This window comes from Panacibacter ginsenosidivorans, assembly GCF_007971225.1.
Lineage (GTDB): Bacteria > Bacteroidota > Bacteroidia > Chitinophagales > Chitinophagaceae > Panacibacter > Panacibacter ginsenosidivorans.
In genome coordinates, this window is sequence record NZ_CP042435.1 from 3,316,854 (window position 1) to 3,338,345 (window position 21,492).

Consider the following 21,492-nt stretch of genomic DNA (forward strand, 5'->3'; position numbering starts at 1 on the left):
TTGATACGTAACTTGAAAAAACTTCATTTATATGCGTTGGAGAAAATTTAATGGCGAATCTATTAACCTGCCCATCAAAGATGCCGTAGAAGAAGCCATAAAAAAAGAAGCTGAAAAAGGCATTCATCTCAAAGTTTGCATTGGTACAGACAGCCAGGTAAAAGGCGCTGAAACAGAGTTTGCAACTGTAATTGTTTTTCTGCGCGAACACAGTGGGGGCTTCATGTACATTCACAACGAAAAGACCAGGCATAAGTATAACATTAAAGAGCGTATGCTGGTAGAAGTTGCGAAGAGCATTGAGGTTGCATATGAGCTATGCAACCTTTTTATTCAGTACGATGTAGATATGGAAGTGCACGCTGACATTAATACCAATCCGCAATTCAAAAGCAACGATGCCTTGCGTGAAGCCATGGGTTACATATTAGGAATGGGTTTTGCCTTTAAAGCCAAGCCTGAAGCCTTTGCCAGCAGTTGCTGCGCGGATAAGGTTTGTAATTAAGCTTTTTTATTTTGTATCTTCTTTTGTAAACTGGTTTCTTTTAAAAAGTATTATTGCTACTATTAGTAAAACAGCAAAGGCCGTTACAAATAAATAATATTGTTTGCTCGCTGTTTCATTTTGTTTTTGTATCTCCTGTTCTGCAATTGCCCTGATATTTTTTGCAAGCGTAGCACTATCAGGGCCGGGGGTAATTCTCTCCATGTGACCCAACTCTTTTTGTAATATACTGTCGGTTTGCTTTTTTACTTTATCTGCATCTTTTAACTCCTGTTCATATTCTATACTATCCTGTTGAAGTATTCTTTTGATACTGTCGTAATGACTTTTTTGTGCATAGCAAAAAGTGGTGCCGGATAAGAAAAATAAAATGATAGTAAGGTTCCGCATATAAAAGCTTTGTGAAAGATTAGTTGCAAATTCGGTAAAATAAATATCTTGTGCAGCACTAAGCTTTAAAAAGGGTTTTATGCAATTAATTGAAGTGACTAATGCAGCTACAGCTGTAGATTTTATTAAGGTAAATGTGTTGATGAATCAATCAAACCCGAATTATGTACGTCCGCTGGATAACGAAGTAGATGAAGTATTTGATAAAGCCAAAAATAAACATTACAAATACGGCGAAACAAAACGTTGGATATTAAAAGATAACAATGGAAAATTGATTGGCCGCGTTGCCGCTTTTACACATTCAAAGTATATAAATAAGGGCACGGAGTTTTCAACGGGTTGCGTTGGTTTCTTTGATTGTATCAATGATCAAATTGCAGCTAATCTTTTATTTGATGCGGCAAAGCAATGGCTCCAAAGCCAGGGAATGGAAGCAATGGACGGGCCCATTAATTTTGGTGATCGCGATAAATGGTGGGGACTAATGGTAGAAGGTTTTGACAAAACTCCTATTTATGGAATGCCTTTTAATCCATCCTACTATGCACAATTGATGGAAGGTTATGGCTTTCAGAATTACTATAACCAGTATTACTATGCAATGAATGTGGATGATCCTTTGCCTGCACGTTTCCCCGAACGCCATGCAAAGTTTGCTGCAAAGCCTGGTTATGCTGCAAGACATATCTCTATTAAAAACCTGGAAAAACATGCACAGGAATTTGCCACTGTTTACAACGCTGCGTGGGCCCAACATGGAGAAGCGAAAGAAATAACTGCTGAACAGGTAATGAAGCTTTTCAAAAAAATGAAGCCAATCATGGATGAAAGGCTCATCTGGTTTGCTTATTATAAAGAAGAGCCCATTGCCATGTGGATCAACATTCCTGACCTGAATGAATATTTCAAACACTTCAATGGCAAATTTGGATTGATCGAAAAACTACGCCTGTTGTGGATGAAGAAAAAAGGCATGTGTAAAAAATTTACGGGTGTAGCATTTGGTATTGTTCCAAAATTCCAGGCACTGGGCATCGATTCTTTTATGATCTATGAGGGAAGTTTACTGATCCAGTTCAAAGGCTGGTATCACACTTATGAAATGGGTTGGGCCGCGGACTGGAACCCCAAGATGCTGAATATTTATAAAAGCCTTGGTGGAAGCCAAAGCCGCCGCATGGTTACTTACCGTTATATTTTTGATACGAATAGAAATCCTTTTGAAAGACATCCTGTGATGGAGTATAATTAGCTTATAGAAACCTGTTAGGTTTTTAAAACCTAACAGGTTTTGTCTTACTGCTCCATCGTCCATATTGCTGTTTCTCTTATTCCATCTTGATAAGAAGTGGGTTCAAAATTAAATGCCTTATCAAATTTTGTTGAGTTGAATATATACGGAAACTGGCTCTGGTAAATCATTTCAACAGATTCTTTAATGGGCCTGTTAAATATACCTGCCAGTTGCATCATCCATACAGGCAGGGTAGAATAATTATTAAACACTTTCATATATTCTGCAGCCTGTTTAATAAATTCTTCCCCGGTTAATGGATGGCCTGCGGTAGGCACATGCCATGTTTGTCCAAATGCAGTGTCATCATTAGCCAGCATATACAAAGCTTTTGCGGCATCAGGTACATACGTAAACGAATGTGGCACTTTTGCATTGGCCAGCCATTGAGCCTTTTTACTATTTTTTAAATTTTCAAAAACCAGCATATTAGGTACACTGGTTTTAAAACCTACAGGCCCATAAAAATCTGCAGCTCTTGCAATCAACGCTTTTATATTTCCCATACGCATTTCATCAAGCAGTTGCGTTGCAATGGCTGCACGTATTTCTCCTTTTTTGCTGCACGGATTAAATGGTGTTTCTTCTGTCATTACACCATCCACTTTACCGTACATGTAAACGTTGTCAAAGAAAATTAATTTACTTCCAGCTGCTTTACATGCATTGATCACATTCGTCATGATCTTTGGCCAGCTTACTTTCCATACACGCACATCATATTGCAGGCCCGCCAGCAAATACACTACAGATGATCCTTTTACTGCATTTAGAGTTTGTGTATAATTGGTAATATCAGCTGCAAAAATTTCCGCACCTTCTATCGGTTTTGGATTTCTCGAAACCAGTCTTATGCTTTCGTTATTGGCCTTTAATACAGGAACTAATTGACTACTTACTGCACCACCTGCACCAAGTATGGTATGAAGATTCATAGTGTACAAAAATTTATTTACAATTAATAATGGGTAGCTTTTATGGGGGCGGGCTTTTGCAATATTATTAAACTTTTGTTGTGTCACTCACTTGTACGTTCGGAACTTTTATGATCAGATGAGAAGTGAAAGCTGAAAAGTCAAAGCATCTCTGCATCTTCACTTTTAACTTTTGCCTTTTTACTTGTTGCCTGAGGCAATGCTGTACAAGTGTGCGACGCAACAAAAGCATTATGCATATTCTATAGCCGGACTCACAATTATTTTCTTCTCTTTGGTTTCATCATGAATAACTTTTGGCGCTAAGAGTTTATACAACACTGGCGTAACAACTCTTGTTAATAATGTTGAACTAATTAATCCCCCAATGATCACTAATGCAAGTGGCGAATATAATGGATTGTGTTCAAGCACCAAAGGTATTAAACCGCCGATGGCTGTTAATGTTGTAAGGATGATCGGTATGAAACGTGTTTCTCCGGCTTCTTCAATTGATTCGTTGATGCTCTTGCCGTTTCTGCGCAATTGATCTGTATAATCAACAAGCAGGATGGAATTTTTTACTTCAATACCGATGAGTGCGATGAGACCGATGACTGCAACAAATGAAAAAGTATTTCCCGAAATTAGTAATGCAGCAACTGCACCAATGATGCCGAGCGGTATTACAGATAAAACAATGAGTGTGCCTTTAAATGTTTTGAATTCTAAAATCAATATGCCAAGCAAACCAAAGATGGTGATGAGAATAATGGTTCCAAGTCCGCCAAAGCTTTCCTGGCTTGCTTCTATGTCTCCTGCCGCAACATAATGCGTATCTTTTGGAAACTGCATGGCACCAAGCTTTTGGAGAATAACGTCTGTAACTTTTGCAGTGTTGTATCCACTCTGCACAAATGATGTAACGATCGTGTAGCGGTCTTTGTTGTAATGTTTAATATTTGTTGGTGATGTTTGAAATTCTATATCTGCAATTTGATTTAATGGAACGAGTACTCCACTGTAAGAAGCAACATAAATCTTTTTAAACACATCAAAAGTTTGTTTGTCTTCATGTGGCAATGTGATGTTGATATTATGATCATCACCATCATCTTCCCTGTAAGTGCCAATGTTTAAGCCTGTTACAGCCATGCGGATGGTTCTGTCGATCTCACTGACAGCAATGCCAAGCATTGCAGCTTTGTCTTTATTTACTTTTACTTTTATGTCTGTTTTCAATGTTGTAAGATCATTGTTCACATACATCGTGCCTTCTGTCTTCTTTAAAATATCTTCTACACGAAATGATAAAGCCCTTAATGTATCAAGGTTTTCGCTGAACAAACGAATTGCTATGGGTGCTTCTACCGGCGGACCTTGCTCAAAATCTTTTACTTCAATTTTTGCATTTGGATAATCTTTGAATTTGGTACGCAACTGATCAATCAATTTTCTTTTATCTTCAGGGGGTGTTTCTTTTAGTTGTACAAATATTTGCGCTTTGTTATCTGCATTGCCAACTGGTACAACATTGTAGTAGATACGTGGATTACCATGACCAACATTTGTTGCATAATTCTTTAGATCAGGAATGCTTTTGATATTGCTCTCTACATAGTGTGCAACTGAGTCTGTTGTGGATAGATTTGTCCCCAATGGTGTTTCAATATTGATCATGAACATTGGTTTTTCTGACGCAGGAAACACACTAAAACCTACAACGGGAACTAATGCAATAGCTCCGACAAAAATTGCCAATGCAATAAGCAATGTTATATAAGGCTTTGCCAGGGCACGATGCAACAATCTTTTGTAAGATCCGCTGATCAATCTTTTCAAACCACGTAAGAATAAATTGCCTTCAGGATTTTCATGGTTGCTGAGAATGCGGCTTGATAAAAAAGGAATAATGGTCAGGGACACAAATAATGATGCAAGCACTGTTGCAACAACAGCAGCAGGTAAACTTCTTATAAAATCTCCTGCACCTTCCGGTAAAAATAATAATGGAAGAAAAGCAAAGATGAGTGTAGCAGTACAACCCAATACTGCCAAACCAATTTGTTTTGTTGCAGCCATTGCAGCTTCGCGTTTGGAGTAACCATTGCGTAAGTAACGTTCTATGTTTTCTACAACTACAATACTATCATCAACCAATAACCCAAGTGCCACAACAAAACCAACAATACTTAATTGGTTAATCGTAAAGCCAAATGAATCCAGAATGAATAAGCCAATGGCAAGGGATAAAGGAATAGAGATCATTACCACTAAACCTGCACGAAAACCAAGTGGCAGCAGTGTTAGCAACACAAGAAAAATTGCGATGGCAAAATCATTACTGAAGTGATTTAATCTTGTGTGAACGCTAGCTGCATTATCAAAACTTTGATCATATTTTATGCTCTTTGGTAATTCTTTTTGAAACTGATCCAGCACAGGTTTCATTTCTTTCTCTACATCAAAAATGTTTGTACCCATCTTGCGACTTGCAGTTACAAATACACCGCGATGCCCATTAAGTCTTCCTATATAATTTTGTTCTTCATAATCAAACGAAACATCAGCAATATCTTTTACATAAACAGACTTCCCATTCACACTTGAAACGATTGTATTATTTATTTCATCAAGACTTTTATAATCACCACTTGTTTTTATATTGTATTTTCTTGTGCCTATATCGATACTACCACCAGGGATATTTACATTCTCACTTTGGATGGCACCAATCACTTTATTTAATGGAATTTTTTGTTGCGACATCTTATCAAGGTTCAGTGATATGCGCACCTGCTGCTGTGGAAATGCCCAGTTATCAACGTTCTTCAGTGATTTTATTTTTTCCAAACGTTCTTTCAGTTTCTTGCTCCACTCTTCCAGATCTTTATATGGAGTAGTCTCACTCATTAACGCGACCTGGATAATATTCACATCACTCGGACTAAATTTCATTACATCAATATCAAAAATATCTGCAGGAAGATCAGGACGAATTGCATCCATTTCACGTACCATGTCCTGGTATTTTTTATCAGGAGCGGTTTCATATTTGAACTCAACAGTTATCACAGCAAGTCCGTCGTTCATCTGCGACCTTATTCGTTTAATATCATCGAGCTCGTTTATTTTTTTCTCGATAGGGTCAACAACAAGTTGCTCCATATCCCGAGGGCTCGTTCCCGGGTAAACCACCACCACATTGAATTGCGGCGCCTGGAAGTCCGGGTCTTCACCACGCGGCATATTGAAAAAAGAATTCAATCCAATTGCAATCAGCATTACAAACACAATGAGTGTAAACTGATAATTCTTTACAGCGAAGTCTGTTATTTTCATAAGAGAACTCTTGCCCTAAATCCCTAAAGGGACTTAAGATGATTATTAAATAAATTTATTTCTTACTATTTATTATAAGCCCGGCGGTTGAAGTTCTATGAAGCTTTCGTTGCGTCGCACTCTTCAACGTTTTGTTCATTGCTGAGCATTGCGAAGAACTTTGAACTGAGTGACACAACAATCGATGCCATGAAATACTATCGCTTGGTTACAAAAAATTGCCTTATCTTTTTACTCCCCTTTAGGGGTTGGGGGCTCTTTTTACTACTGCATTTTCTGTGAGATAACTTGTGCCATCTGTTATGACCGCAGCAATATTTTCAAGACCATTTTTTACAGCCACTTTGTCATTATCAATAAAAGCGATCTGCACTTTTTTCTTTGTTACCGTTTTTTGATCTGCATTGAGCACATATACATAACCTGTCTTTGCATCTGCCTCTGCAAGTGCTTCGATAGGAATCATGGTAACCTTTTGGACCGCGGTGCTGTTGAGTTGAATGTTTGCAAAAAACCCAGCCGCAAACTTTTTATCGCCAGGTAAAACTTTTACTTCAATTTCATAAGTGCCACTCTGCGGATCTGCTGCTTCAGCCATTTTGTTAATGATGCCTTTGAATGTTTCATCAGGATATGCATCGAGTGAAACTGTTGCTACATCTCCTTTCCGGAGGTTCGCCCAATCTTTATCGCTCACACCAAAACGTACAACCCAATCATTGTTTGATGTGCCGTTCATCATCAACACTGGCGAACCTGTTGATGCAAGCTCTCCTTCATTCATGATTTTTTGATGATTGTTCCATCTTCAGTTGCTCTTATTTGTGCATACTGCTGGTTGAATTTTGCAATGCGTAAACTTTCATTCGCAACATTCAATTGCGTTTGCACATTTTGCAATTGTTCTAATGTTGCAGCAGTATCTGCAAATAAATTTTTAATGCGGTTCTCATCACGTATTGCTTTTTCAGTTGCCTGGCTTGCTTGTTGCACTTGTGCGTTGATCTCGGTCAGATCAAGCGTAGCAAGCAATTGGCCTTTGCTTACATGATCTCCTTCTTTTACATAGATCTTTGAAATAATACCACCGATCTTGAAAGAAAGTTTTGTTTCACTTGTTGATGCAAGTGAGCCAGAGTATTCAAGCTTTGATGCATAATCAGTGAATGTTACCGGTTGAGTTCTTACAACAACTGCATCTTCAGCAAGTTTTGTTTGGGCTTTGTTTTCGCTGCATGATGCAAGGAATAATGCAGATGCAGCAATAAGTAATGCAAGTGGAATTGATAATAGCTTATTCATAAAATAGTTTTTATAGATTAATCAAGTTTGTATGTTGCCATTACTCTTTCGAGTTCAGCAGCTTTATTTAAAACAGTTAGTTGTGCGAGTGAATATTTAAGTTCAGCAGTAGTCATTTCAGTTCGTGCATCTATTAATTCTATTTGTAGTGCAGAACCTTGTATGTAACGACTTTGCATTAGACGATAGACTTCTTTTGTCGAGATTACTTCATCATTTGAACTACGCAATGCTTTCAATGCAGCCCGGTAAGTATTGTATGCAGTTGTTAACTGTAATTGTAATTTTTTCTCCGCATCACTGTATTGATTTTGTAAAGCCTCAATATCAATTTGTGCTTGCTTAAATTTTAGTTTATTATCGTTACCACTGAAAATATTCCACTTTAATTGCAAACCGCCAAGTTGATAGAATTGATCATTATTGAACTTGTAACCATAACCCTGGAAGCCTGCATTGTAAAAGCCGTTAAGTGTTGGTAGTTTGTATGTGTCGTTCAGCTTCAGATTTGTTTCCAAAACTTTTTCTGAAATTTTTAGTTGTTGCAGTTCTTCTCGGTTTGAGGGAACATCTAATAAAACTTCCATTTCTTTTTGTAATGTTCGAACAAGAACTGAATCAACATCTATGGAAGATTCCAAAGGTTTATTGAGTAAGAAATTGAAATATGCAGCAGCATTATTTTTGTTTTGTTCTGCTTCGGTTAAAGATGTTTCTACTTTACTCACTTCTGCTTTTGCTTTCAGTATAACATCCTTTGTAGCGGCATTATTCTTTACAAGCTTTTCATTCAATCGCAAGCTTTCATTTACTGTTGCCAAAGCATTATTATAAATTTCAACTGCTTTTACTGCCTGCAAATATTGAAAGTATGCCTGCTTAATATTGAAGACTAGTTCCCGCTTGTATTTATTCAATTCGAGCTGGTTAGTATTGATCAGTTCTTCTTTGATCTTTTTATTATAGCCAAGGGATGGATTGTAAATAGGCACACTCAACTCAATCTTTGTATCCTGAAAATCGTTGGGTAAAAATTGAATGCTTTGATTTTGTACCTGCGGGAATTTTGTTGAAGAAGTTATTTCATTTAAGGAACTATAAACACTATTAAGCAGGTCTCCTAGAGGCACGTCTATTTTTCTTCCGCCGGAAGCAAGTGTGTATTGCGCGTTTACACCCACCTGCGGAAGGAACAATGCTTTAGCTCTATCAAGATCGAGCTTTGCTTTTTCCAGGTCAAAACTTTGTTGCCTGATAGCTAGGTTGCTGTCCAAGCCTTCTTTTACGTAAGTATTCAGTATTTGCTGCGCGAAAGATTGTTTTGCAAGCAAAGCTAGCAGCAGCAAAAGAATTAGCTTCAATTGTGCCTTTTTGATCATAAGTTTAGTTTTAAAATATTGTTATTATAATTAACAACGTTAAGTTAAAAGGCAAAAAAAAGGTTACCCCCTTCCTGAACGATCAATAGAATTGATCAACCAGTTCAATGATTCGTGCATCATGTTTTTTATCTCTTCGCTGTTATAATTTTCCTGGTCAGCCGGGCAAAGCTTATCAAGTCGCTGGCGGATAGCCAGTGACACCAACCCATGAACCATGCCCCATATACCCATAGAAACGGAGTCCACATTACCTTTCTTTATCAATCCTTTTTGCATGCACTCACCAACTGTGCTACGCAAAAAATTAAGTGCATTTTCACCATGATGCCAGTCACAATCATCCATTTGTTCCAATACCTGCATAGGTGCACGCTGAATAAACATTACATCGTAAAACTCAGGCTGAGAAAGACCGAAGTTGATATAGTTCTCGCCCATTTTATGTAAACGAAGCAGTGGATTTTCCATACCGGCGAGCATTTGATTAGCTTCTGCCATTTTTTGAAAACCCAATTCATGAAGCTGGTAAAAGATCTCGTTCTTATCTTTAAAATAAAGATAAACTGTTGTGGGGCTATATTCAATAAGATCCGCAATTTTGCGGATAGTAACATTTTCAAAACCTTCTTCCACAAAAAGCTTCATAGAAGCATCAAGAATCATTTTCCTGATCTCCGTTTTTTGCTTTTCTTTCCTTTCTGCGATACCCATGATAAATTAATTACGATGTAAAAATACTTAACATTGTTAATTTTCCAAATTATTCTCAATATTTTTTGAACAAGCTAAAAATATATGGCATCGCCGGTTGTGTCACTCACTTTGACGTTCCGAACTACGCAGTACAAATAAACCATTATTCATAAAAAAGCCCGGAGAAACTTATTCACTTTCTCCGGGCTGCCTATTGAACTGAAAGTACAAGAGTGCGACGCAACAGTTGATGCTATGAAAAGCTTTAGACTGGTTACAAAAATACTATACGCCTAAACTATAACCATCGCGGTATGTACGTTTTACAAACTGGTTAGCATCATCAAAGTTTGTGATCTTCATATTTTTTCCGTCCCAAAGCAATTTCTTGCGACCAGGGTTTGCGTATCCATTGTTACCTTCTTTAACTCTTACACCATAACTACGGATAGCAAGATTACCCATTAAAACTGTTTCAGTAAGCGGGCCTGAATAATCAAATGAAGAAGTAAGGCTTTTATGCTCCTTGCTTTCAAAACCGGCTTTGCAGGCGCGTGTCCATGCAACCTGGTGGCCGCTTTCAGGCATTTTCTGCAATTCTGTCTTAGTGTTTGTCTGGGTAAGTTTGGTACCATCTTTTAAATAAACCTGTGGCGCCATTCCATAAGTGCCAAAAGTCATAATACCCTTCTCGCCAATAAGCATACCGCCGTTGGCACTGCCGGGCTCTCCGATGAAATCATCTGCCGGAATAAGATCCGGGTGAAATGGACGAATACCACCATCGGACCAAACCATTTTCAATTCTGAGGGATTCTTTTTTGAAGCCGGGAATTTGAGCTGTACATGAGAAGATGGGGGGCAACCGTTAGGAATATATTCGGGATTCCAATCTCTTACAAAAACCTGCCCTACACTGCACTCTACCTCAGTTGGGTAACCAAGCCCTAGCACTCTGAAAGCGGGGTCGATAAGATGGCATCCCATATCACCTAGTGCACCGGTACCAAAAGGCCACCAGCCTCTCCATTTAAAGGGGTGAAACAATGGGTTATAATCAAAATATGGAGCACTGCCGATCCAAAGATCCCAGTCTTCTTTTGTCATGGTTGACGGTAAAGCTGGTGTTTCTGTTGGGAATGGAATCCCTTGTGGCCAAACCGGGCGGTTTGTCCAGATGTAAGCTGTATCAACTTTTCCAATGATGCCTTTATCAAACCATTCAACCAGTTGGGATGAGCCATCACTTGAAGCTCCCTGGTTTCCCATTTGTGTTACAACCTTATACTTATGTGCTGCTTCAGTAAGCATTCTTGCTTCGTAGATGTCATGTGTAAGTGGTTTTTGAACATAGACATGTTTGCCCAGCTGCATTGCAGCCATTGCTATAGGCGCATGCATATGGTCTGGTGTGGAGATGGTAACAGCATCAATACTTTTGCCCATTTCATCGAACATCTTACGGTAGTCGTTATATTTTTTTGCGTCAGCAAATTTCTGAGCTGGTGCCTTTGCATAGCCCCAATCCACGTCGCAAAGTGCTACTACATTTTCTGAACCATTGTTCCATGCATTGTTAATGTCAGAGTTACCTTTTCCGCCAACACCAATACCGGCAAGATTCAATTTGTCACTTGGAGCAATAAAACCACGTCCCATTACATGTCTTGGAATAATGTAAAAACCTGCTGCGGCCGCAGCCGAGTTGCGGATAAATGTTCTGCGGGAATTACCGCTTTTGTTGTTTGATTGATTGTTGTTCATGAATTAAATCGTTAGGTTTTATATTTAATCTGATACTAATATGAAGGAATGAATTTATAGCAAAGCGGTTGGTTGAAAAAATTAAATAACTGAATGGCAAAAAAATAGGTGTTTGTGCAAAGTTTGAAAGATGAACGAAATGAAGTGTTTTGCGAACTATAGTGCTACTGTCAGCTTTGGTTGTGTCACTCACTTGTGCGTTTGGAACTTAAATTAACAAATTGAAACACGACTTACACGAATTGTCATTGTGATTTTATTGCTGAGCAAAGGACAGGATGCACAAGAGTGCGACGCAAGAATGTTTAATACTTATTCTTAAAATGGGATCAAAGAAATTATTATACTAATTCTCCTTTTAAAAATTTATTCCAGTCTTCGAGCATACGGCCTTTTAAAACACGGGGAAATTTATGCTGGCCGCCAATCTTTCCTTTCAGGCGCATGAATTCCATGAAACGCTCTTCGTGCAATACGTCTAAAAATATTTCTTTTAGTGCACTTTTTCTTTCTACTGCATAATCATCATTAATCTCTTTAAGCTTTGCATCAATGCGTAGTCTTAATTCTTCCGCATTTACTTTATCGTCTGTTGCAATATACCAGTGATGCGCAAAGAAATTATTGTAAGGCTTGCCTACAACCGTGTATTCAGGAATAGAAATATTGAGATCTTCGCTAACGGTCTGGATGGCTTTGTTCATATTGTCAACGCTCAAATGCTCGCCTACCAAACTCAGAAAATGTTTGGTGCGTCCCGTAATGATGATCTCGCATCTTTTTTTATCGGTAAACCTTACTGTATCGCCGATAAGATAACGCCAGGCACCTGCACTGGTGCTAATGAGTAATGCATAATCTTTACCCTCTTCCACTTCATGAATCATGAGTGTTTCAGGGTTAGGGACAATATCACCATTATCGTCAAAATTTTTATAGTCGAAAGGAACGAATTCTAAAAAGATATGTTCATTGGTTACGAGCTTCATACCTTTTGCATACTGACGATCCTGGTAAGCAATAAACCCTTCGCTGGCAAGGTAGGTTTCAATGTAAGTAATGGGTTTACCCAATAATTTTTCAAACCCTTTTTTGTATGGTTCAAAACTTACACCACCATGTACAAAGAATGCCAGGTGGGGCCATATATCATGAATATTTTCCACTTCATAGCGCTCAATGATCTTTTCTATGCACATTTGTATCCATGCAGGCACACCTACAATAAAACCAATATCCCATTCAGGAGCTTTCTCTACAATATCTTCCAGCTTTTTGTTCCAGTCTTTTTCCCGGGCAATTTTTCTTCCGGGTTTGTAAAATGGCTGAAACCAAAAGGGCACTTTTTTAGCGGTAATACCACTAAGATCTCCGGCGTAATAGCCAGCATTTTTTTGAAGTGCGGTACTGCCACCGATCATTAACCAGCCTTTCCCAATTGACCTCACGGGAATATCCTGATAGTTTCTTAATGTAAGTATGTGTTTGATCATGACAACCCTGTTGCCTGCTAAAAGATCATTGGTAATAGGAATATATTTACTGGAAGATTCACTCGTTCCGCTGCTGAGTGCATAATATTTTATCTTGCCTGGCCAGCACACATCAGGCACCCCTTCCAATGTTTTATGCCACCATTCTTCATAGATAGTATTGTAATTATAAATAGGCACCAATTCCTGGAATTTTTTACCGATGTGACGGCTCATCAAAATTTCATCAAAGCGATATTTCTGCCCAAACTCTGTAAATTTTGCTTTGCGCAAAAGTTTTTTTAAAACACGTAATTGTTGCCTGCGTGGATCGTTTTGCGGCAACCGAAGCGCCCTTGCAATACTTAATGGTAACTGAATATCAAATAACGCCATGCGTTTGGGAATATTTAATTGGCGAAACTACATTAAAGAGACTATTAAATTTAGGTGATTTATTTTATGTGGTAAAAGTTTCTTGCTGCCGGGCTATAGCACTGCTATTAAGCTTTGGTTGTGTTACTCACTTGTACGTTCTTATCGCTGTCAGCATATCTAAGACAATTCCCTGATATAAATTCCGGTTCTGCAGTTCTATTTTTTATGTCACTTTTCACTTCTTCAATTGAATAAACAGTTCCGCATTCATTTTTATCCGTACTAAAAACAATACTATTGGAATCTAATCCGTGCCACATATACTTATTTTTCTTCGGGTATTTTGTAATAATACCAATAGTATCAGCGAAGGAAAGCGCACCTGTACAGAAGATAATTTCAGAACCTTTAGTAGGAATATATATATCTCTTTTTTCAATCAACAATGATCCTTTGAATGTTTTCTGCAATTTATGCTTAAGCATAATTCTTTTTGCTTCTTCTGCTGATGACGCATCTCCTACAAGATAAACATTTACCTGGTCTTCCTTCAAAGCCTGCCTGATATCATTCATTATTATCTTTATTGGAAGCCCCAGGAAACTTATAACTGCCCTTAAAAAAATACCTGTGTATAAAAATATTTTCAAGGCCCATGCATTGATTCCTGTGTAATGTTTTGTCACAAAAACATTCATGGCATTGTAAAAAATACGAGTATGCTTTCTTTTACTATTACCAGTACTTTCTCCTTTAAAATGTATCATGTTCAGGTTACCCAGGTAATAATTCTTTTTGCCCAGTTGTTGTATGCGGTATGACAGATCAATGTCTTCCCCATACATAAAAAAGGATTCATCAAACCCACTTAATTCCTGCAAAATACTTTTACGAACCATCATAAATGCACCTGAAAGCACATCTACTTCGTGTATAGTATTTTTGTCAAGATTGCCCAAGGCATATTTATTGAAAAAACCAGATGATGGGAAAAGAGCAGATAAACCACTAAGCTTAAAAAACGCCACCAATGGTGAAGGGTAAGCACGTTTACTTTCCGGTAGAAAAACGCCACGACCATCAATCATATGCACACCAATTGCCCCTGCATCATTATGCGTTTTAAAAAAGGCAAGTGAGTCGACTAATATGTTCTCAGGAATTATTGTATCCGGATTCAGGTACAAAACAAATTCACCATTACATTTTGAAAGAGCCTTATTATTTGCCTTGGCAAAACCTTCGTTCTTTTCATTGCAAACAAAATTAACCCAGGGATATTTTTGTTGCAGGTATTCAACTGTTCCGTCTGAAGAATTGTTGTCTACAACTATTACTTCTGATCTTATATTGGCAATGGCCCGCTCAACAGCGCACAAACATTGTTCAAGAAAGTATTTTACATTATAACTGACTATAATAACAGAGAGGTTCATCAGATATTAACTTGTTAGGCAACAGGAAAGGTAGTTAATTGCTTTATTGACAAACTAAATTTTAATGTTGCAGCAGTTTCTATCAATTCATTTTGCAAATCTAAAATGAATCTTTTATTATAAGTACAGTCTAAACCATAATATGCATCTCACTTATCTTTGCGCATGCTCAAACAAACTTTATTAAAAGCAACGGAGGCAGGCGCAGCTGTGCTGAAGCAATATTTCAACGGTAAGTTTACAATATCACACAAGGAAGGTATTAATAACCTGGTAACAGAGGCGGATCACGCATCGGAAAAAGCCATTTTTGAAGTTATAAAAAATGATTACCCGGATCATTATATTTTAAGTGAGGAAACAGGCGAAATTATACAGGATAGCAATTATAAATGGATCATCGATCCCATTGACGGTACCATCAATTTTGCCAATGGCATTCCGATCTGCTGTGTTTCCATTGGTGTAGAGCAGGATGGCAAAATGATTCTGGGTGCAGTATATAACCCATTTATTGAAGAATTCTTTTTTGCACAACATGGCTATGGTGCCACATTAAATGATCAAATAATTCATGTTAGTGATAAGGATAATGTTGCAACAAGTTGCCTGGTTACCGGTTTCCCGTACACCTATCTGGACCAGACAAACGGCCCGCTTGAAGTATTCGACAGGCTTATCCGTGCAGGCATACCGGTGCGCAGATTAGGAAGCGCTGCTATCGATCTTTGCTGGGTTGCTGCAGGGAGGTTTGATGGATTTTATGAGCACAAATTACAGGCATGGGACAGTGCTGCAGGCTTTTTAATAGTTGAAGAAGCAGGTGGAAAAGTTACTGATTTAAAAGGCAATTACTATAATCCTTATCAACCTGGGATTATAGCTACGAATGGCTTAATACACGATGAATTGATGGCAGTTGTGAACAATGAAAAAAAGTTATGATTGTCAATTGCGGATTGCAAATTTATAATACCAGCATTAGTTTTTTATGGCACCCTCGTTGCGTTGCAAATCGATGAAAGAGATTCGCGAACACCAAATAAAATATGAGATAAGTGAGCAATCACTTCATCTGTAAAATATATGTCGACATACACACCTGAATAAAAAATTATTTTAAATGAGTGAAACAAGAACAGAAATATCCTCTTTAGGTGAATTTGGTTTAATAGATCATCTTACCAGGAATTTTGAGATACAAAATGCATCTACCATTTTAAGTGTAGGTGATGATGCTGCCGTAATTGATCATTTTGGCAAGCAAACCGTAATAACTACAGACCTGCTAATCGAAGGTATTCACTTTGATCTAATGTATACACCGCTGAAACATCTTGGTTATAAAAGTGTAATTGTAAATCTTAGCGATGTGTATGCCATGAATGCGATTCCTACGCATATAACCATGAGTATCGGTATCAGTAATCGTTTTAGTGTGGAAGCTTTGGATGAATTTTATGAAGGTGTATATGCAGCCTGCTCAAAATATAATGTTGATCTTGTTGGAGGCGATACATCTGCGTCGCAGAAAGGATTTATTATTTCTGTTACTGGCGTTGGTGAAGTTGCTCCTGATAAGTTTGTAAAAAGAAGTACCGCCAAAAAAGGTGATCTTGTTTGTGTTAGTGGTGATCTTGGTGGCGCTTTTCTTGGCCTTACTTTACTGGAAAGAGAAAAGAAAATTTATTTAGAGAACCCGCAAATACAGCCAGACCTAGAGAATGAAGATTATATAGTTGGCCGCTTACTAAAACCTGAAGCAAGAAAAGATATTATTGAGTTTTTTGAAAAAAATGATATCGTGCCTACTGCCATGATGGATGTAAGCGATGGCATCAGCAGTGAAATTTTACATATCTGCAAACAAAGTAATCTAGGTTGCAGGTTGTATGAAGAGAAACTTCCTATTGCTGAATTAACAAGACAGGCTGCTTTTAAATTTGGCCTTGACCCAACTGTTTGTGCATTAAATGGCGGTGAAGATTATGAACTGATCTTTACTTTAAAGCAGGAAGACTATGACAAGATAACGCTCAATGAAGAAATTGCTGTAATTGGTTACATGTCAGAACTGGAAGAAGGTTGTAAACTCTTAACAAAAGGAGGCAATACTTTTGATATAACAGCACAAGGCTGGAATGCCTTCCGGGGATAAACGCTGATTAAAAAACAACAATACTTATACGGTTATCGTTTTGATGCCAAACGAGATACAGATGAACGGAATGCGACGCAAGGGACGATGCCATAAAAATCAATTGCCGGTAACAAAAAAAACTATTTCGCTTTTATATTTTACAGGCATATTGCTTTTATTAAGCAGTTGTGCTACATCAAAACACAGCACTTATAATCCCGCTGCAAAAATCCCTGCTGCTAAACTTCAAGAAGACTTTTCACTGCTAAAAAAAATACTGGAAGCAAACCACCCAAGTCTTTACTGGTATACGCCCAAAGACAGCGTGGATATATATTTCAACGAAGTGATGCAAAGCATCAATGACTCACTTACTGAAATACAATTCAAAAATAAAGTAGCCTGGTTCATTTCAAAAATCAAATGTGGTCATACATCTGTAAGGCCATCTATTGCCTACAGCGATTACGCTATTGCACATAAGCAGCCACGCTTTCCATTGCTCATTAAAACGTGGAATGATTCACTGATCTTTCTTGGCAGCTTAAATAAACAGGACACATTATTTAAACGGGGCACTGTTATAACATCCATTGAAAATTATGACAACCGGACACTGCTCGATTCTTTGTTTCGTTTTATAAGCACAGATGGGCATGGCGATAATTTTAAAAGCCAGGCCGTAAGTTTTAATTTCCCCCTTTATTACAGTTTTGCCTTTCCGCTGAAAGATTCTTTTTTTGTTCGTTATATAGATTCTGGTATAGAAAAACAAACTTATGTTCAATTGAACAAACCCTTTATTGATATCAGCAAAAGCAAGAAAACACCAGCTGCTGTTACGCCACCTAAACCATCACGCAAACAAATAAAGCAAATAATGCTGGTGTCAAAACGCAGTATGATCTTTGACTCTGTAAATAATCTTGCATACATGCGGCTGGCCACCTTTAGCGGGGGTAACCTGCGCCGCTTTTTCAGACAGAGTTTTAAAGAATTGCATGAAAATAAATTAAGTAATCTGGTAATTGATCTTCGCGAAAACAGTGGCGGTAATATTAATATGAGCACACTTCTTACACGGTATATAAAAAATAAAACGTTTCACACAGCAGATACTGCGGCTGCCATTAGCCGCAGCTTTAGTTACAGCAGATATATACAACCTTCCTTTCCTTACAGGATGGCCATGCGGTTTACTACTGCCAAAAAGAAAGACGGCAAATTTCATTTCAAACAGCTCGAGCAACACAATTGTAAGCCTGTTAAAAATATTCATTACGATGGTAATGTTTTTATTATACAGGGTGGTTATACTTTTTCAGCAGCAGCAATGTTTGTATTACAGTTAAAAGGTCAGCAGAATGTAACAGTTACCGGCGAAGAAACGGGTGGCGGCGATTATGGCACCAGCGCTGTATATCTTCCGGATATTGTTTTGCCAAACAGTAAGGTACGCGTGGTACTGCCTTTATACCGACTGGTGTTTAACAGTAACAAAATAAAGAACGGGCAAGGTATTGCGCCAGATATGTATATACCGCCTTCTTCAGTTGATATCTCAAAGGGCATTGATCCTAAACTGCAACGCGTAAAAGAACTGATACAAGAGAAAAATAAAAAAGGTTTGTAAAGTATTTAAACTTGTGCAGTCAGTATTTCCTTTTCCTTCTTCCTGTTTTCTTTATATTAAGACAAAGAAAGTATGGAACAACTTTAAGAGAATGAGTATCTTTAGCATTACTGGCTTTTAAGATGCATTATTTGTATTTTAAGTCATCTTTTTTTTATCTTGTTCAAAATCCCTTTATGCGCAAAACCCTTTTAAGCTTTATAATCTGCTTCATGCTTGGCATGCAGAGCAAAGCCCAGCAAAAAATAACTTTAGCAGAAATAAATAAACATATCGGCGATAGTGTAACCGTATGCGGTAAAATCTTCGGAGGCAAATTTTTAGATGCAGCAAAAAACCAGCCTACATTTCTAAACATGGGTGCTGCATACCCCAAGCAATTGCTGACCATTGTTATATGGTGCAACACGCGAAAATTGTTTTCTTACAAACCCGAAGAGTATCTAAAAAATAAAACTATTTGTATTACTGGAAGGATAGATATCTTTAAAGAAAAGCCGCAGATAGTGGTGCAACAGTTAAACCAACTGCAGCTGCAATAGCTGTGCATGCAGCGATAAAGTATTCCCGGAGGTCTTAAAATAGGTGGAAATTTTTTTTGCAGTCCCATGCTGATTTTAAAAAAAACGTATATTGTGCCGCTTTGAAAAAATTAGCTGCCATATTACTCCTCACTCTCTTCGTATTCAACACCGTTGGTTACAGGTTTCTTTTTGATATGCTGGAAAGTAGTACAGACGCGGCTTTTACAGCAAAACTGGATAATGGGAGATATAATAAGGAAGACCTCATTACCATCAAGGTCCCTATCAATATGCCTTATCAGGTAAATCGTGCAGGATTTGAAAGGGTAGATGGGGAGATTAACGTAAATGGCCAAGTATATCGTTATGTAATGCGTGAAGTACAGAGTGACACCATGACCCTGCTTTGTATCCCACACTACGAAAAGACGGCACTACAAAACAAAGCCAGCGAATTTGCAGGTAAAGTAAATGATCTGCCATCAAACGATAATAATAAAAAAGCAGAAGTATTTAAACAACTTACTGTTGATTTTGATATCAACGAAAATGCCGCTTCTTTAAGCAGCATAAATGTACAAGCAGTTACTAACCTATACAGAAACACTATCTTGTCCCAACAATTTCTTCCTGTAAACGGGCAGCCACCTGAAGTGATGGCATAATATTTATCCGGTCCGCTTTTAAAAACAGTTGTTAACTATTAACAATAATGCCGGTAATATTATACCTGTAACTATAACAACTTACATGGATTATAATAGTAATTGACCAACAACAGCAACTGTATCATTTTCTACCAATAAGCAATGAAAATATTTTTCGCAGCCATTGCAGCAGCATTTGTTTTAGTATCCTGTTCGGATAATACTGCATACATTAAGGAAATACATGACCCGATTTTGTACAATAAAACGGTAAAAAAGCTGAATGATATTGTACTGGAAAATAATTTTCCTCCGATGGTCGGTGCACGTAATTATGCGTATGCAAATATTGCCGCGTATGAAGTAATAGTAGCCGGAGACAGCAATTATATTTCGCTTAGCGGGCAGATCAGGAGTTTGCCGCCCATGCCTAAGCCATCAAAGGACGACAAAGTAGATTTTCAGTTTGCTGCGCTTATTGCATTTTGTAAAGTAGGCAATGCCGTTACTTTTCCTGAAGGCAGTATGGATACTTATGTGGATGAGCTGAAACAAAAAGCAAAGGATGCCGGTATGCCCTCATCAACTTTTGAAGGCAGTATTGCTTATGGTAATAAAGTTGCAGACAGCATCTTAAGCTGGAGCAAAAAAGATAACTATGCGCAAACAAGGTCTGCTACAAAATATACTGTTACAACAGAAGAAGGCCGTTGGATACCTACACCGCCTATGTATGCGCAGGCTGTTGAACCTCATTGGATGGAGGTAAGAACACTGGTGCTCGATTCTGCTTCACAGTTCATGCCGGTTCGCCCCCCTGTATATAATATTAAGGACAAGAACTGCGCTTTCATGAAAGAATTAATGAAAGTAAAAGGAATTGTAGATAGTCTGAATGATGAACAAAAATTTACAGCTGATTTCTGGGACGATAATCCTTTTAAACTTAATGTAAGCGGTCACGTAATGTACGCTACCAAAAAGTTCTCACCTCCCGGCCACTGGATGAATATTGTAGGCATCATTGCCGATAAAAAGAAAGCAGATTTCGATGAAACCGTTTATGCATATGCAAAGGCATCAATCGCGTTATTCGATGGTTTCATCAGTTGTTGGGATGAAAAATACCGCAGCAACTATGTAAGGCCCGAAACAGTGATCAATAAATATTTTGATCCTGAGTGGAGGCCCTATATTCAAACACCGCCTTTTCCCGAGTATACAAGCGGGCATGCAGTAATATCTGCAGCAGCGGCGGAAGTAATGACAGATATCTTTGGCGATAATATTTCCTATACAGATACTTCAGAAACAGAGTTTGGTATTGCACCACGCTCCTTTACTTCCGTTCGAAAAGCTGCAGAGGAAGCCGCTATATCAAGGGTATACGGCGGCATCCATTACAAAAATTCCTGCGATGTTGGTAACGCAGAGGGCAAGCTCGTTGGCCAGTTGGTGATACAGCGTTTGCACATGAAGAAGTAATTTTTTATGTAGCCGGCTTTTGTATTACATGTCATCAACTGTTGCGTCGCACACTTGTACTGTTGTGCATCATGCAGCAGGGCATTGTACGGGAAATTGATAGTGTAACATTTTCAAAATTTATTTTTTTGAGCAGCCTCCTGTATGGAGTTATCAGAGCACTATTAACGAACTAAAATTATCAGCAA

The 21,492-nt window shown here is 38.1% G+C and carries 18 protein-coding genes; 8 read left to right on the plus strand and 10 right to left on the minus strand.

The window, feature by feature from the left end:
- The first annotated feature begins 31 nt into the window (after window positions 1–31).
- The gene (locus FRZ67_RS13965) at window positions 32–505 is read left to right on the plus strand and encodes a ribonuclease H-like YkuK family protein (RefSeq protein WP_147190269.1); all 474 of its coding nucleotides are present in this window, start codon (window positions 32–34) and stop codon (window positions 503–505) included.
- Between the two features lie 6 nt (window positions 506–511).
- Here FRZ67_RS13965 and FRZ67_RS13970 read toward each other — a convergent pair whose 3' ends face one another.
- Complete coding sequence (locus FRZ67_RS13970) at window positions 512–895, minus strand: hypothetical protein (RefSeq protein ID WP_147190271.1); 384 nt, start codon at window positions 893–895, stop codon at window positions 512–514.
- Window positions 896–974: 79 nt separating this feature from the next.
- Here FRZ67_RS13970 and FRZ67_RS13975 point away from each other — a divergent pair, with 79 nt between their 5' ends.
- Window positions 975–2,150, plus strand: coding sequence for a hypothetical protein (locus FRZ67_RS13975; RefSeq protein WP_147190273.1), 1,176 nt, complete (start codon window positions 975–977; stop codon window positions 2,148–2,150).
- 44 nt (window positions 2,151–2,194) lie between these two features.
- Here FRZ67_RS13975 and FRZ67_RS13980 read toward each other — a convergent pair whose 3' ends face one another.
- The 9 genes from FRZ67_RS13980 to FRZ67_RS14020 all read right to left on the minus strand — a co-directional run bounded on the left by FRZ67_RS13980 (window position 2,195) and on the right by FRZ67_RS14020 (window position 14,875).
- Window positions 2,195–3,127: an NAD-dependent epimerase/dehydratase family protein gene (locus FRZ67_RS13980; protein WP_147190275.1), complete on the minus strand. Its 933-nt coding sequence runs from the start codon at window positions 3,125–3,127 to the stop codon at window positions 2,195–2,197.
- Between the two features lie 231 nt (window positions 3,128–3,358).
- Window positions 3,359–6,448 (minus strand): efflux RND transporter permease subunit, encoded by a 3,090-nt coding sequence (locus FRZ67_RS13985; RefSeq protein ID WP_147190277.1) that lies wholly within the window; start codon window positions 6,446–6,448, stop codon window positions 3,359–3,361.
- A 241-nt stretch (window positions 6,449–6,689) separates the two neighbouring features.
- The gene (locus tag FRZ67_RS13990) at window positions 6,690–7,232 is read right to left on the minus strand and encodes an efflux RND transporter periplasmic adaptor subunit (protein ID WP_147190279.1); all 543 of its coding nucleotides are present in this window, start codon (window positions 7,230–7,232) and stop codon (window positions 6,690–6,692) included.
- Window positions 7,229–7,750, minus strand: coding sequence for an efflux RND transporter periplasmic adaptor subunit (locus tag FRZ67_RS13995; RefSeq protein WP_147190280.1), 522 nt, complete (start codon window positions 7,748–7,750; stop codon window positions 7,229–7,231). Before FRZ67_RS13995 ends, FRZ67_RS13990 begins: the two co-directional genes overlap by 4 nt.
- 17 nt (window positions 7,751–7,767) lie before the next feature.
- Window positions 7,768–9,129 (minus strand): TolC family protein, encoded by a 1,362-nt coding sequence (locus FRZ67_RS14000; protein WP_147190282.1) that lies wholly within the window; start codon window positions 9,127–9,129, stop codon window positions 7,768–7,770.
- 63 nt (window positions 9,130–9,192) lie between these two features.
- Entirely contained in the window at window positions 9,193–9,843 is a 651-nt protein-coding gene (locus tag FRZ67_RS14005; RefSeq protein ID WP_147190284.1) for a TetR/AcrR family transcriptional regulator, read from the minus strand.
- Window positions 9,844–10,110: 267 nt separating this feature from the next.
- Complete coding sequence (locus tag FRZ67_RS14010) at window positions 10,111–11,589, minus strand: Gfo/Idh/MocA family protein (RefSeq protein WP_147190286.1); 1,479 nt, start codon at window positions 11,587–11,589, stop codon at window positions 10,111–10,113.
- Window positions 11,590–11,930: 341 nt separating this feature from the next.
- Window positions 11,931–13,457, minus strand: a complete 1,527-nt coding sequence (locus FRZ67_RS14015) for a GH3 family acyl-acid amido synthetase (RefSeq protein ID WP_147190288.1) — start codon at window positions 13,455–13,457, stop codon at window positions 11,931–11,933.
- Between the two features lie 107 nt (window positions 13,458–13,564).
- Window positions 13,565–14,875, minus strand: a complete 1,311-nt coding sequence (locus FRZ67_RS14020) for a glycosyltransferase family 2 protein (protein WP_147190290.1) — start codon at window positions 14,873–14,875, stop codon at window positions 13,565–13,567.
- Window positions 14,876–15,040: 165 nt separating this feature from the next.
- Here FRZ67_RS14020 and FRZ67_RS14025 point away from each other — a divergent pair, with 165 nt between their 5' ends.
- The 6 genes from FRZ67_RS14025 to FRZ67_RS14050 all read left to right on the plus strand — a co-directional run bounded on the left by FRZ67_RS14025 (window position 15,041) and on the right by FRZ67_RS14050 (window position 21,304).
- Window positions 15,041–15,820, plus strand: coding sequence for an inositol monophosphatase family protein (locus FRZ67_RS14025; RefSeq protein ID WP_147190292.1), 780 nt, complete (start codon window positions 15,041–15,043; stop codon window positions 15,818–15,820).
- A gap of 178 nt (window positions 15,821–15,998) precedes the next feature.
- Complete coding sequence (thiL, locus tag FRZ67_RS14030) at window positions 15,999–17,033, plus strand: thiamine-phosphate kinase (protein WP_147190294.1); 1,035 nt, start codon at window positions 15,999–16,001, stop codon at window positions 17,031–17,033.
- Window positions 17,034–17,094: 61 nt separating this feature from the next.
- A complete protein-coding gene (locus tag FRZ67_RS14035; RefSeq protein ID WP_158638371.1) occupies window positions 17,095–18,648 on the plus strand; it encodes a S41 family peptidase in 1,554 nt (517 codons plus the stop codon).
- A 176-nt stretch (window positions 18,649–18,824) separates the two neighbouring features.
- Window positions 18,825–19,190, plus strand: a complete 366-nt coding sequence (locus FRZ67_RS14040; RefSeq protein ID WP_147190298.1) for a hypothetical protein — start codon at window positions 18,825–18,827, stop codon at window positions 19,188–19,190.
- A 101-nt stretch (window positions 19,191–19,291) separates the two neighbouring features.
- Window positions 19,292–19,837, plus strand: a complete 546-nt coding sequence (locus FRZ67_RS14045; RefSeq protein ID WP_147190299.1) for a hypothetical protein — start codon at window positions 19,292–19,294, stop codon at window positions 19,835–19,837.
- A gap of 144 nt (window positions 19,838–19,981) precedes the next feature.
- Window positions 19,982–21,304 (plus strand): vanadium-dependent haloperoxidase, encoded by a 1,323-nt coding sequence (locus tag FRZ67_RS14050; protein ID WP_147190301.1) that lies wholly within the window; start codon window positions 19,982–19,984, stop codon window positions 21,302–21,304.
- Window positions 21,305–21,492: the final 188 nt, after the last annotated feature.